This is a genomic window from Nocardioides sp. JS614, from assembly GCF_000015265.1.
In the GTDB taxonomy this organism is placed as follows: Bacteria; Actinomycetota; Actinomycetes; order Propionibacteriales; family Nocardioidaceae; genus Nocardioides.
In genome coordinates this window covers 2,996,920-3,009,121 of sequence record NC_008699.1, presented here as the reverse complement: position 1 = coordinate 3,009,121, position 12,202 = coordinate 2,996,920, and the positions used below count along the sequence as shown (strand labels likewise).

The 12,202-nt window shown below is 71.4% G+C and carries 12 protein-coding genes; 6 read left to right on the top strand and 6 right to left on the bottom strand.

What is annotated here, in order from left to right; genetic code table 11:
* Positions 1–39: 39 nt before the first annotated feature.
* Positions 40–1,299 (bottom strand): phospholipase D-like domain-containing protein, encoded by a 1,260-nt coding sequence (locus tag NOCA_RS15850; RefSeq protein ID WP_011756278.1) that lies wholly within the window; start codon positions 1,297–1,299, stop codon positions 40–42.
* A 54-nt stretch (positions 1,300–1,353) separates the two neighbouring features.
* On the opposite strand from NOCA_RS15850, the gene uvrB reads away from it, so the two are divergent.
* From uvrB to NOCA_RS15835, 3 genes are all read left to right on the top strand, one after another.
* Positions 1,354–3,474, top strand: a complete 2,121-nt coding sequence (uvrB, locus tag NOCA_RS15845; RefSeq protein WP_011756277.1) for an excinuclease ABC subunit UvrB — start codon at positions 1,354–1,356, stop codon at positions 3,472–3,474.
* On the top strand, positions 3,471–3,908 hold the full coding sequence (locus NOCA_RS15840; RefSeq protein ID WP_011756276.1) for a VOC family protein: 438 nt from the start codon (positions 3,471–3,473) through the stop codon (positions 3,906–3,908). The genes uvrB and NOCA_RS15840 overlap by 4 nt, the downstream gene beginning before the upstream one ends.
* 124 nt (positions 3,909–4,032) lie before the next feature.
* Positions 4,033–5,319, top strand: a complete 1,287-nt coding sequence (locus NOCA_RS15835; RefSeq protein ID WP_011756275.1) for an MFS transporter — start codon at positions 4,033–4,035, stop codon at positions 5,317–5,319.
* Positions 5,320–5,328: 9 nt separating this feature from the next.
* Here NOCA_RS15835 and NOCA_RS15830 read toward each other — a convergent pair whose 3' ends face one another.
* Genes NOCA_RS15830 through NOCA_RS15820 form a run of 3 tightly spaced genes read right to left on the bottom strand, consistent with a single transcriptional unit; the run spans position 5,329 to position 8,115 of the window.
* Positions 5,329–5,781, bottom strand: a complete 453-nt coding sequence (locus NOCA_RS15830; RefSeq protein ID WP_011756274.1) for an ATP-binding protein — start codon at positions 5,779–5,781, stop codon at positions 5,329–5,331.
* On the bottom strand, positions 5,774–6,109 hold the full coding sequence (locus tag NOCA_RS15825) for an STAS domain-containing protein (protein ID WP_011756273.1): 336 nt from the start codon (positions 6,107–6,109) through the stop codon (positions 5,774–5,776). The genes NOCA_RS15830 and NOCA_RS15825 overlap by 8 nt, the downstream gene beginning before the upstream one ends.
* Positions 6,106–8,115 (bottom strand): glycosyltransferase, encoded by a 2,010-nt coding sequence (locus NOCA_RS15820; RefSeq protein ID WP_011756272.1) that lies wholly within the window; start codon positions 8,113–8,115, stop codon positions 6,106–6,108. The genes NOCA_RS15825 and NOCA_RS15820 overlap by 4 nt, the downstream gene beginning before the upstream one ends.
* Positions 8,116–8,241: 126 nt before the next feature.
* Between NOCA_RS15820 and NOCA_RS15815 the strand changes: the two genes are divergently transcribed.
* On the top strand, positions 8,242–8,796 hold the full coding sequence (locus tag NOCA_RS15815) for a hemerythrin domain-containing protein (RefSeq protein WP_011756271.1): 555 nt from the start codon (positions 8,242–8,244) through the stop codon (positions 8,794–8,796).
* Between the two features lie 22 nt (positions 8,797–8,818).
* The gene (locus NOCA_RS15810; protein ID WP_011756270.1) at positions 8,819–9,508 is read left to right on the top strand and encodes a phosphatase PAP2 family protein; all 690 of its coding nucleotides are present in this window, start codon (positions 8,819–8,821) and stop codon (positions 9,506–9,508) included.
* On the opposite strand, the gene NOCA_RS15805 is transcribed toward NOCA_RS15810, so the two are convergent.
* On the bottom strand, positions 9,477–10,658 hold the full coding sequence (locus NOCA_RS15805; RefSeq protein WP_011756269.1) for a PP2C family protein-serine/threonine phosphatase: 1,182 nt from the start codon (positions 10,656–10,658) through the stop codon (positions 9,477–9,479). The genes NOCA_RS15810 and NOCA_RS15805 overlap by 32 nt on opposite strands.
* 118 nt (positions 10,659–10,776) lie before the next feature.
* Here NOCA_RS15805 and NOCA_RS15800 point away from each other — a divergent pair, with 118 nt between their 5' ends.
* On the top strand, positions 10,777–11,472 hold the full coding sequence (locus NOCA_RS15800) for a response regulator transcription factor (RefSeq protein ID WP_011756268.1): 696 nt from the start codon (positions 10,777–10,779) through the stop codon (positions 11,470–11,472).
* 93 nt (positions 11,473–11,565) lie between these two features.
* Here the strand turns inward: NOCA_RS15800 and NOCA_RS15795 are convergent, their stop codons facing one another.
* On the bottom strand, positions 11,566–12,120 hold the full coding sequence (locus tag NOCA_RS15795; protein WP_041546587.1) for a DUF1707 SHOCT-like domain-containing protein: 555 nt from the start codon (positions 12,118–12,120) through the stop codon (positions 11,566–11,568).
* Between the last annotated feature and the right edge of the window lie 82 nt (positions 12,121–12,202).

Sequence of the window (12,202 nt, the reverse complement as noted above, 5' to 3'; positions counted from 1 at the left end):
CGCGCCCACCCACGGTCCTACCAGGAGAGCCCCAGGTCCTCACAGCAGCGGCCGCAGCGGCCCGAGAATCATCTCGGTGAACTTGCGGTGCAGGTCGCGGGCCTCCCACTCGGAGCGGGTGAGCTCGAGCGAGTTGGACTCGTCGGTGCGGTAGATCTCCTCCATGACCTCCGCGAAGGCCGGCTCGATGATCTCGACGTTGATCTCGTAGTTGCCGGTGAGGCTGAGCCGGTCGATGTTGGCCGTGCCGACGGTCGACCAGGTGCCGTCGATGGTGGCGGTCTTCGCGTGCACCATCGCGTCCCGGAACCGGAAGATCCGGACCCCGGAGTCCAGCAGCTGCGAGAAGTAGCCGCGGGAGAGCCAGTCGGCCACGATGTGGTTGGACTTGTGCGGCAGCAGCAGTCGGACGTCGACGCCGCGGCGGGCCGCGTCCTTCATCGCGTCGACGAAGTCCTGGTCGGGCAGGAAGTAGGCCTGGGTCATCCAGACGTTGGTCGAGGCCCGGCTGATCGCCTCGATGTAGATCGAGCGGATCGGGAACATCCACAGTCGCGGGACGTTGCGGTGGATCCGGATCCGTGGCTCCCACTCGGAGGCGGTCTCGAGCAGCAGCGGTCGCTCGCTGGAGCCGAGCCGGCGGCGCCGGTTGAGGTTCCAGAAGTCCGCGACCGCCCGCTTGAGGTCCCACACGCCGGGCCCGGTGATGCGCACGTGGGTGTCGCGCCACTCCGTGGCGTACGCCGCCCCGATGTTGTAGCCGCCGACGAAGCCGACCGCGTCGTCGACGACCAGGATCTTGCGGTGGTCGCGGCCGTAGCGGCGCAGGTCGAAGAAGCGCAGCCCGGCCGGGTAGGCGGGGTAGCGCAGCACCTTCATGTTCCGCGGGAAGCGCTTGAACCGCGGCGAGACCACGAGGTTCGCGAACCCGTCGTAGATGGAGTAGACCTCCACGCCCCGGTCGGCGGCGGCGGCCAGCGCGGTCTTGAACCGCTCGCCGACCTCGTCGCCCTTCCAGATGTAGGTCTCGAAGAGGATCTGGCGCTGGGCGCCGGCGATCGCGGTGAGCATCGCCTCGAACAGGTCCTGGCCATAGGTGTACGTCGTGACCGTGCCGTCGCCCACGGGCACGCTGCGCGGCGCGGTGACCGGGAACGGCTTGGGCCGCTTGCCGCGCCGGCGGTAGGAGTCGACCAGCGTCATCACGATCGCCAGCGCCAGCTGGATGCCGAACACGGTGAGCAGGGTGCGTCGCATGACCCGGATCACCCGCTCGGCGGCGATCGACAGGCGGCTCACGCGCTCACCCTAGCGAGCGGCCCGCTGTCGGTGTCCCGGTCTACGCTCGAAGCCATGCGACCAGTCACGGATCTCGAGCGCCGGGTGGCCCCGTTCAAGGTGGTCTCGGACTACCAGCCGTCCGGCGACCAGCCGGCGGCGATCAAGGAGATCACCCAGCGGCTCCGGGCGGGCGTCCAGGACGTCGTGCTGCTGGGCGCCACCGGGACCGGCAAGACCGCGACCGTGGCCTGGGTCGCCGAGCAGGTGCAGCGGCCGATGCTGGTCATGCAGCCGAACAAGACGCTGGCCGCGCAGTTCGCCAACGAGCTGCGCCAGCTCTTCCCCGACAACGCGATCGAGTACTTCGTCTCCTACTACGACTACTACCAGCCCGAGGCGTACGTCCCCCAGACCGACACCTACATCGAGAAGGACTCCTCGATCAACGAGGAGGTGGAGCGGCTGCGCCACTCCGCGACCAACAGCCTGCTCACCCGGCGGGACGTGATCGTGGTCAGCACGGTCTCCTGCATCTACGGCCTCGGCACCCCGCAGGAGTACGTCGACCGGATGGTCCGGCTCAAGGTGGGGGAGGAGCACGACCGCGACTCGATCCTGCGCCGCCTGGTCGAGATCCAGTACACCCGCAACGACATGACGTTCACCCGCGGCACCTTCCGGGTCCGCGGTGACACCCTCGAGATCTTCCCGGTCTACGAGGAGATGGCGATCCGGATCGAGTTCTTCGGCGACGAGATCGAGCGGATGATGACGCTGCACCCGGTGACCGGCGAGGTCGTCACCGAGGACGAGGAGCTCTACATCTTCCCCGCCACCCACTACGTCGCCGGGCCCGAGCGGATGGAGCGCGCGATCCGCGGCATCGAGCTCGAGCTGGAGGACCAGCTCGCGACGTTCGAGCGGCAGGGCAAGCTGCTCGAGGCGCAGCGGCTGCGGATGCGCACGACGTACGACGTCGAGATGATGCGCCAGGTCGGCTCGTGCTCGGGGATCGAGAACTACTCGATGCACATCGACGGCCGCACCCGCGGCTCGGCGCCCAACTGCCTGCTCGACTACTTCCCCGAGGACTTCGTGCTGGTGATCGACGAGTCGCATGTCGCGGTCCCCCAGATCGGCGGCATGTACGAAGGCGACATGTCCCGCAAGCGCAACCTGGTCGACCACGGCTTCCGGCTGCCGAGTGCGATGGACAACCGGCCGCTGCGCTGGGAGGAGTTCCTCGACCGGATCGGCCAGACCATCTACCTCTCCGCGACCCCCGGCGACTACGAGCTCGACAAGGTCGGCGGTGACACCGTGGAGCAGATCATCCGCCCCACCGGCCTGGTCGACCCCGAGGTCGTCGTCAAGCCGACCAAGGGTCAGATCGACGACCTGATCCACGAGATCAACCTGCGCGTGGAGAAGAACGAGCGGGTGCTGGTCACCACCCTGACCAAGAAGATGTCCGAGGACCTCACCGACTACCTCCTCGACGCCGGCGTGCGGACCCGGTACCTCCACTCCGAGGTGGACACCCTCAAGCGGATCGAGCTGCTGCGTGACCTGCGACTGGGGCAGTACGACGTGCTGGTCGGCATCAACCTGCTGCGCGAGGGCCTGGACCTGCCCGAGGTGTCCCTGGTGGCGATCCTGGACGCCGACAAGGAGGGCTTCCTGCGCTCGGACAAGTCGCTGATCCAGACGATCGGCCGCGCGGCCCGCAACGTGTCCGGCCAGGTGCACATGTACGCCGACCGGATCACGCCGTCGATGGAGGCGGCGATCGACGAGACCAACCGGCGCCGCGCCAAGCAGGTCGCCTACAACACTGCCCACGGCATCGACCCGACCCCGCTGCGCAAGAAGATCGCCGACATCACCGACATGCTCGCCCGCGAGGAGGAGAGCACCCAGGAGCTGCTCGACACCTGGCAGCACCTCGACCCCAAGCACCGCAAGGCCCCGGTGCCCGGCCTCTCGCGGATCGCCGGCGGCGAGGCGGGCCAGCACACCGCCGACCTCGCGGGGCTGCCGAGCGCCGAGCTCGCCCAGCTGATCCAGGAGCTGACCGACCAGATGAAGGGCGCGGCCGCCGAGCTGCACTTCGAGGTCGCCGCCCGGCTCCGCGACGAGATCGGCGACCTCAAGAAGGAGCTGCGGCAGATGATGTCGGCAGGTGCGAAGTGACCGCCGCCAAGCAGGTGCAGGTGACCTTCGACTGCGCCGATCCACGGGCGCTGTCGCTGTTCTGGAACGAGGTGCTCGGCTACGAGCTCCCGCCGCCACCTCCGGGCTTCGACTCGTGGGATGCGTTCTCCGCGTCGCTGCCGCCCGAGCTGCGCAACAGCGCCTCGGCCTCCGAGGACCCCGCCGGCGCCGGGCCGCGCCTGTTCTTCCAGCGGGTGTCGGAGGGCAAGTCGGTGAAGAACCGGGTCCACCTCGACGTCCGCGCCGCCCCCGGCCTGCAGGGCGAGGAGCGGATGACCACGCTCGAGGCCGAGTGCGAGCGCCTGGTCGCCCTCGGCGCCACGCGAGTCGAGCGCTTCGAGCCCGCCCCGCCGATGGATGCCGGCCACATCGTGATGCGCGACCCCGAGGGCAACGAGTTCTGCCTGGACTGACCCCCGTTGGACGAGCTCGATCACCGCTGTCGCTGCTCGACCACCGGGCGCCGCACCCGTCGCCGGCCAGGGACGGCCGGCACGGATTCGAGCGCCAGGGCCGGCCGGACCTAGGATTCTGGGAGTGACGCCGAGCCTCCGCAGCCCGTACGCGGTCTGGGGGGTCGGCCTCCTCGTCTACCTGGTGGCCGTCTTCCACCGCTCGTCGCTGGCGGTCGCCGGCCTCGCGGCCACCGACCGGTTCGACATCACCGCCGCCCAGCTGGCGACGTTCACGATGCTGCAGCTGCTGGTGTACGCCGGCCTCCAGATCCCGGTCGGCCTGCTCGTGGACCGGTTCGGGCCGCGCAGCGTGCTGCTGACCGGAACCCTGCTGCTCACCGGGGCGCAGGTCGGCTTCGCGCTGGCCTCGACCTACAGCCTGGCGCTGCTGGCCCGGGTCTTCGTCGGGATGGGCGACGCGATGACCTTCATCTGCGTGCTCCGACTGGTGAGCACCTGGTTCCCGGGCCGGCGGATCCCGCTGATCACCCAGCTGACCGGCACCTTCGGCCAGCTCGGCGCGATCGCGGCCGCGGTGCCGATGACCTGGGCGCTGCGGGACCTGGGGTGGACGACCGCCTACCTGATCGCCGCGTCACTCGGCGTCCTCCTCACCGTCGCGCTGCTGGCTGTGGTGCGCGACGCCCCACACCTGACCCACCTGCGCGGTCCGACGATGTCCCTGGCCGCCGTCCGCGCCAGCCTGACCGCCTCCTGGGCCCATCCCGGCACCCGGCTCGGCTTCTGGATGCACTTCGTGACGCCGTTCAGCGCGACGGCGCTCAGCCTGCTGTGGGGCTACCCGTTCTTCGTGCTCGGGGAGGGGCGGAGCCCCACGACGGCAGGCGTGCTCCTGACGATCATGGTGGTGGCGGTCATGTGCGCCGGCCCGGTCCTGGGCTGGCTCGTCGGTGCCCATCCGTGGCAGCGCTCGACGATGGTGCTGACGATCGTGGGCTCGGTCGTCGCGGTCTGGACGGTGGTGCTGGCCTGGCCGGGGGACGCGCCACTGTGGTTGCTGGTCCTGCTGGTCGTCGTGGTCGGCGTCGGTGGCCCGGCCTCGATGATCGGCTTCGACCTCGGGCGCACGTCGAACCCCGACGAGCGCTTCGCCAGCGCGAGCGGGATCATCAACCAGGGCGGCTTCCTGGCCAGCCTGCTGCTGGTGATCGCGATCGGCGTCATCCTCGACTGGCGCACCCCGGGGACGAGCTCGGCGTACGGCCCGTCCGCGTTCCGCTGGGCGATGAGCGCCCAGTACGTGCTGTGGGCCGTGGGGCTCACCCAGGTCTACCGCTACCGGGTCCGGGCCCGTCGCGTGGTCGACCGCGACGAGCTCGAGGGCGTGAACAAGACTCCGGCCGGCTGAGCGGACCGGTCAGTCCGACCGCCGGAGGCACGTGAGGTGCCAGTGGTTGCGGCCCTCCACCCGGTCGTAGGAGAGGTTGTCGACCGCGGCCATCGCCAGGGCGAGACCGCGCCCGGACTCCGCGTCCTCGTCGGGCATCGTGACGTCGCTCAGGTCGAGGGCCGGCGGCGTGCCGTCGTCGCCGAAGGACGCCACCAGCTCCTCGTCAGTGACCACGAGGGACACGTCGAACCGGCGCTCGGAGCCACCCGCGTCGAGCCGGTACGCGTGCTCGACGATGTTGCCGAGGATCTCGATCACGGCTGTCTCGAAGCGGATCCGGTCGACCATGGAGACCTCGTCGTGCTGCGTCCACAGCTGCTCGAGCACCGCATGGACGAGCTCCATGGTCTCCGGCGTCGCCGGGGCGGACAGCTCCAGGCGACCGTGGTCGTCGTCCGGCCGGGTGCGGTGCTCAGGCATCGAACGCGCCCTCCACGGTGTCGCGGGGACGCAGCACCCGGTCCAGGTTGGTGAGCTTGAAGACCGTGGTCACGCTCTCGGTCGGCCGCGCGACGCGCAGGTCCCCGCCAGCCTGCCGGGCGGCCTTGAGCCCGGCGATCAGGGCCCCCAGCCCCGACGAGTCGAGGAAGGTCGTCTCCGCCAGGTCCACGACGATCCGCACGGTCCCGCCGCTGACCAGGTCGTCGAGCACCTCCTTGAGACCGCGGGCCGAGGACATGTTCAGACGTCCCTTCGGGGTGACGACGCCGACGCCCTCGGCGGTCGTCTCGACGGCGAACTCGATCATGCTGCTCCTCGGTGGGCTGTCTCGACGGGCGGGGCCAGCTCGGACACCGGCTCGAACCCTTCGTAGCGGGCGGCCTTGATGATGACAGAGAAGATGGCGAGGTCGAAGCCGACCCACACCAGGTTGAAGGCCGTGCCCGCGGCCCCGGCCGCGCCGACGGCGACCCGGATGACCCCGACGAGGCCGGCCGCGATCAGCGCCGCGATCGTCCACAGCTGCGGGCGCACCAGGTGCCACGCCGGACCCGAGGACGCCGGCCGGGTCTTGGGCGTGACCACGAAGTCCAGCGACCGGCCGAGGAACACGTTGCCGAACGCGGAGGTGAAGGACCGGATCCACACCGGGAAGAGGGCGAGGGAGTACTGCTGGCCCCGCCACGTGGGTCGGCCGGAGGCGACCAGCAGGAACAGCAGCTGGTTGACCACCAGGAACGGCGCCAGCCGCAGGAAGAACTCGGTGCTGAGGGCCTGCACGGGCAGCACCCCGGTCGTGAGGTACACGATCGGTGCCGCCAGGTAGACGATCGCGGCGAACCCGGACAGGTAGCTCCACATCGTCGCGAAGTACATCAGTCGCTGTCCCCACCGCAGCCGCCGCTGCACCAGCGGATTCTCGCGCAGCATCACCTGGACGGTGCCCTGCGCCCAGCGCAGTCGCTGGGTCAGCATCGCCGCGAGGTCCTCGGGGGCGAGGCCGCGAGCCAGAACCTCGTCGTGGTACGCCGTGCGCCAGCCCAGCCCGTGCAGCCGCATGCAGGTCGCCATGTCCTCGGTCACCGAGATCGTCGCCATCGGCATGATCGGCTGCGCCTCGGAGCCGAGGTCGACGTCGATGGCGTCCGCGAGGGCCTGGACCGTCTCGACGGCGCCGAGCGGTGACCAGTCACGGGCCGAGAGCTGGTCCAGCGCGCTCAGGTCCACGCCCGCGAGGCCGTCGTCCGCATCCTCGGTGCCCCGCTCGAGCTCGGCGATCGCGGCGAGGTCGCTCTGCACCGCCGTCAAGTCGGCTTCGACCAGCTCGCGGCGAACCGTCGCGACCCGCTGCTGGAAGCGGTAGGTGACGTCCATCAGCGCCCTGCCGCGCGCCAGCTCGCGCCGGGCGCGGGCGATGTCGTACTCGATCGCGTCGAGGGCGCGGTGCACGGCTTCCTCCGCGGGGCCGAGCCCCCGCCGAGCCCGGCGCAGCACCGACCGCGCGGTGCGCAGCGCCCGGTGCACGCCGGCCTCGACCTCGTTCGCGTAGCGGGACACCCCGAGCTGCATCAGGGCCTCGCGCCGGATGACCGCGTTGGAGCCGCAGAAGTAGGCCGCGTTCCAGCCGTCCTTGCCCTGCTGGATCGGACCGTAGAACAGGGGCGCCTGACTGCCGAGGGGATCGTCGTCGGGCACGTTGACGAACCACTGCGGGGTCTGCACGAGCGCCATCCGCGGGTCGTCGAAGTAGCCGAGGGTGCGGTCGAGGATCGAGGGGAGCGGCACCTGGTCGGCGTCCAGGATGAGCAGGAACTCGCCCTCGGTCACGAGCAGGGCGTTGTTGAGGTTGCCGGCCTTGGCGTGTCGTGGCATGCCGGCCCAGTCGGCGGAGCGGGTGATCCAGCCGATCCCCGCGGCGCGCGCCGCGGCTCGCAGCTCGGCCCGGTTGCCGTCGTCGAGCACCCAGGTCCGGTGCGGGTACTCGATGGCCTGGGCTGCCCGCGCCGTGCGCATGACCAGGTCGATCGGCTCGTTGTACGTCGCGATCAGGACGTCGACGGTCAGGTCCGGGGACGGCACCGGCGGCTCGCCGCGCTCCTTGAGCCGCCACACCGTCAGGCCGAAGAGGAGCGATTCGACCAGGCTGTAGGTCTCGGCCAGCACGAGCGGGATGCCGATCCACCAGGCGGACCAGTTGATCGAGAAGAGCCAGCGCCAGGTCAGGTAGTTGACCCCCAGGATCGCCGTGCCGAGGACGGCGGCGCGGATCAGCAGCAGCCGTCGCTCGGCGGCCCTTCCCCCGCGCTGCCCCATGTCGACCGTCCTGATCCGCGTGCTCTCCAGCCCCTTCATCGGCCGGTCGCGCCGGATCCTTACCCGTGCGGCCGGGTTCCGTGCCTGGCCCGGTTTGCGCCGGTCCCGGTCTGGTTACGTCCTCGCATGACCAACATCGATCTCGGCCGCCCGGTCCAGGGTGACGTCGTGGAGCTGATCCTCGATGACCACCGTCGCTTCGAGGCGCTCCTGCGGGACCTGCGCGACAGGAGCTCGGACCGCGAGGCGGTCCGGCAGGCCTTCGCGGCACTGCACGTCGCGCACGCCGAGGCGGAGGAGAAGCACGTCTACCCCAAGCTCAAGCGCAAGGACGCCGTCGACGACGAGGAGGCCGACCACGGCGTGGAGGAGCACGCCGAGGGCAACGAGGCGCTGCTCGCCGTGCTGGAGCTGAAGGGCACCGACACCCAGGCGTTCGACGACGCCGTCGAGGAGCTGGCCCGTCTGGTCAACCACCACCTGACCGAGGAGGAGCTCACGATCCTCAACCCGGCCCGCGAGGAGGTGGGGGAGCGGGTGCGGTCCGAGCTCGGCGCCCGGTTCGCCGAGGAGCGGAACGCCCAGGTCGATGCCGACTGCGGTGCGCTGGAGAACGTCCGCCGGATCGTCGCCGAGGCTCGCCGCGACGGCCTGCTCGACGACGGCGAGGGCGAGCAGTAGGGCACGCGCGACCGGAGGAGCAGTGGAGGGCGCAGAGGAGGGGACACCACGCCGGCGCGTCGCGGCGATCCTGGCCATCGGCTGGGCGCTCGTGGTCGCCGTCGTGCTGGGCCTGGGCTGGCTGATCACCGGACCGCTCCAGGCGGCGGTCGAGCCGTGGGACGACGCCACCGTCCGCTGGTTCGCGGGGGAACGCACCGCAGACCTGAACGAGGTCGCCGACGCGGGCACGCTGCTCGGCGAGACCATCGTGGGAGTCGCCATCGGGGTCCTCGCCGCGATCGCCCTCGCGCTCTGGAGCCGCTCGTTCCGCCCGGTCGTGTTCATCGCACTGGTGCTGGCCGGGGTCGGCGGTTGCTACGGCATCGCCACCGCGCTGATCAGCCGGGACCGGCCGCCGGTGCGGATCCTCGACCCCGGCCTGGTGCCGGACGACAGCTTCCCCTCGGGACACCTCGGTACGGCGGTCGCCGTGTACTGCGGGATCGCGCTGCTGCTCGCGTGGGTCGCCCCCCGGACCCGGCCCTGGCCGTGGCTGCTCCTGGTCGTCCCGGTCGTCGTGGCGTTGGCCCGGCTGTACCAGGGCGCTCACCACCCCACGGACGAGCTGGCCAGCGTCTGCTACGCCGGTGCCTGGCTCGCGGTCGTCCGCTCGCAGGTGTTGACGAGGCGACCCGGCGCTACCGGTGCCGGAACATCGCGACCGCCGTGACGTCGTCGAGCTGCACCTGCTCGAAGGCCAGCTCGACGATCGCGGACAGCAGGCTGGTCGTGTCCTCGTGGCCGGCGACCAGGCGGCCGATCGGCTCCCACCACCGGTCCGGGTCGTCGACCAGGTCGAGCAGGCCGTCGCTGAACAGCAGCAGGCGGTCGCCCGGCTCGATGGTCGTCGTGTGCTCGGTCCAGTGGTCGTCGAACAGCACCCCGATCGGGAGGTCCTCGCTGTCGAGCCGGTCGACCGTGCCGTCGGCGCGCACGACCAGGCACAGCCCCATCCCCGCGTCGACGTATCGCAGGAACCCGTCCTCGAGGTCGACGGCGGCCTCGAAGAGCGTCACGAAGGACTCCGCGCGCATCAGGTCCGGGGCCATGCTGCGGGCGACCTGGGTCACCGTGATGCCGAGGTCGACGCCGGAGACGACGGCCTCGTGGGTGCCCCGGACCGCGGCGCGGACGCCGGCGCCGAGCAGGGCCGCGCCGGTGCCCTTGCCCATGACGTCGCCGAGCCCCAGGTGCGCGACCTCGTTGCCCACGGCGTAGTCGAAGAGATCGCCGCCGACCGCGAGCGCGGGGACGCAGGCGCCGTTCAGCTCCCACTCGCCGATCCGGACCGGCTTCGAGGGCAGCATCGACGCCTGGACCTGGCTGGCGCGGACCATCTCGCCCGACGCGACGAGCTCGTGCTGTGCCCACGCCGCGAGGTCTTGGAGCGTCTGCAGCTCGTCCGCGTCCAGCGTGCGGTCCGACCGGTCGTAGAGGCAGAACGTCCCGACGGCGTTGCCGGTCGGGTCGAGCAGGGGCACACCGGCGTAGAACCGGATGCCCGCGTCGGTCACCGCCGGCAGGTCGGCGAACCGGGGGTCGCGCGCGGCGTCCTCGACCAGGACGAGGTCGTCGGTCGCGCTGGTGCGGTCGCTGAAGGTCTCCCCGCGGGGTGCGGAGCGCACCTCCAGGCCGAATGCTCCCGGGAACCACGCGTGGTCGCCGTCGAGGACCGTGACGGTGGCCTGCTCGACGCGGAACAGGGTGGCGCCCAGGCGCGCGATCCGGTCCAGGCGCTCCTCACTGCGGCCGGAGAGGGCCAGGCTCTCGACGGCGCGCTGGCGGCGCCGTTCCGTGGACTCGACCGGGTCGCGCGACATGCCCCACTTCTACCCGACGGCTGCGCCCGGGGCGTCGTCGCCTCGCCGACGCCGCGGTTGGGGCAAGATGTGCTCGGGCAGAGGGCGCCCGTGGTGCACCCTCGGGAAGGAGCCGCGGATGGGCCGGGCGGTCGTGGTCGAGGACGACGAGGACCTGCGCGACCTGGTCGAGCACGTGCTCCGCAGCGTCGGCCTGGAGACCGCGGGCGCCGAGACCGGTGGGGAGGGCGTCCGGCTGACGCGCGAGCTGACGCCGGAGCTGATCACGTTGGACGTGCAGCTGCCCGACATGCTCGGCACCGAGGTGTGCCGCCAGGTGCGCGAGTTCAGCGACGCCTACGTGATGATGATCACCAGCCGCACCGAGGAGGTCGACCGCCTGCTGGCCCTCGACCTCGGCGCCGACGACTACCTGTCCAAGCCGTTCTCGCCCAAGGAGCTCGCGGCCCGGGTCTCCGCGCTGCTGCGCCGACCGCGGTTCGCGCCGCCCCCGGAGGAGCCCGAGGAGGTCGTGCTGGAGGCAGGGGGAGGGCTGACCCTCGTGCCGGTCCGGCACGTGGCGATGCTCGACGGCAAGCCGGTGCCGCTGACCCCCACCGAGGTGGACCTGCTCGCCGCGCTCGCCGAGGAGCCCGGGAAGCCGCGCGACCGCGCCTCCCTCGTGGGCGCGATCTGGGGCGGCGACTTCATCGAGTCCGACTTCCTCATCGACGTGCACGTCGCGAGCCTGCGCCGCAAGCTCCGCAAGGCCGGGTCGGGCGGGGACTGGATCCGCACCGTGGCCGGCTCCGCGTACGCCCTGACCCCCCAGTAGCGCTCAGGTGTCGGGCCGGTGCCGGGCCACCGTGAGGCCGACCAGTCGGGCGACCACGAGCGCGACGTAGAGCACGCCGGCGGGACCGGAGGCTCATAGGTCGGCATCTTCGTCGGGTCGCCACGGCTGGCCGAGCGCCTTGCGCTGCCGCTTCTCCAGCCGGCGGCGCTCCCGGGCGACCAGGTCGGCGCGCGAGGTCGCGACCCTCGCGGCGTTGATGCCGGTGCCGAGCATGGCGAAGACCGGCCACGGGAAGCCGCCGAACATCACCGCCGCCCAGATGGTCCAGCAGACCACCGAGGCGACCACGAAGCCGACGGTCGCCGAGCGCCGCTCCTCGCGCCACTTGGCGACCGCGCGCTCCTCGATCTGGGCCGTCGTCAGCACGCCGTCGCCGATCTCGGTGAGCGGGACCGGCACCGAGACCGGCACCAGGCCCTCGAGCAGCGCCGGCAGGTCGCCGAGCGTGCGGGCGGTGCCTGCGGCGGCGGTGCGGGTGTCGAACTCGTCGCGGTCCAGCCGGCCGTCGGCGTACGCCTCGGTGAGCACCTGGTGGACCACGTCGCGGTCGGTGTCGGACGCGCGCAGCGAGGCGTTCTCGGAGTGCCGAGGGTCGCGGGTGAACGACGACCAGACCTCCTGCTCCACGCGCACATCGTAGGTGCGCCGGCCGTCACCCGCTCGGCCGAATGTCGTTGACCCCCACGGGAGGCAGGGGCGGTGCTCGACG

Excerpts from the sequence above, each read along its gene's own strand:
- NOCA_RS15820 (WP_011756272.1), bottom strand. The coding sequence starts at position 8,115 with ATGGGGCAGCGCGGGGGAAGGGCCGCCGAGCGACGGCTGCTGCTGATC.
- NOCA_RS15815 (WP_011756271.1), top strand. The coding sequence starts at position 8,242 with ATGACCAACATCGATCTCGGCCGCCCGGTCCAGGGTGACGTCGTGGAG.
- uvrB (WP_011756277.1), top strand. The coding sequence starts at position 1,354 with ATGCGACCAGTCACGGATCTCGAGCGCCGGGTGGCCCCGTTCAAGGTG.
- NOCA_RS15800 (WP_011756268.1), top strand. The coding sequence starts at position 10,777 with ATGGGCCGGGCGGTCGTGGTCGAGGACGACGAGGACCTGCGCGACCTG.
- NOCA_RS15825 (WP_011756273.1), bottom strand. The coding sequence starts at position 6,109 with ATGATCGAGTTCGCCGTCGAGACGACCGCCGAGGGCGTCGGCGTCGTC.
- NOCA_RS15805 (WP_011756269.1), bottom strand. The coding sequence starts at position 10,658 with ATGTCGCGCGACCCGGTCGAGTCCACGGAACGGCGCCGCCAGCGCGCC.
- NOCA_RS15830 (WP_011756274.1), bottom strand. The coding sequence starts at position 5,781 with ATGCCTGAGCACCGCACCCGGCCGGACGACGACCACGGTCGCCTGGAG.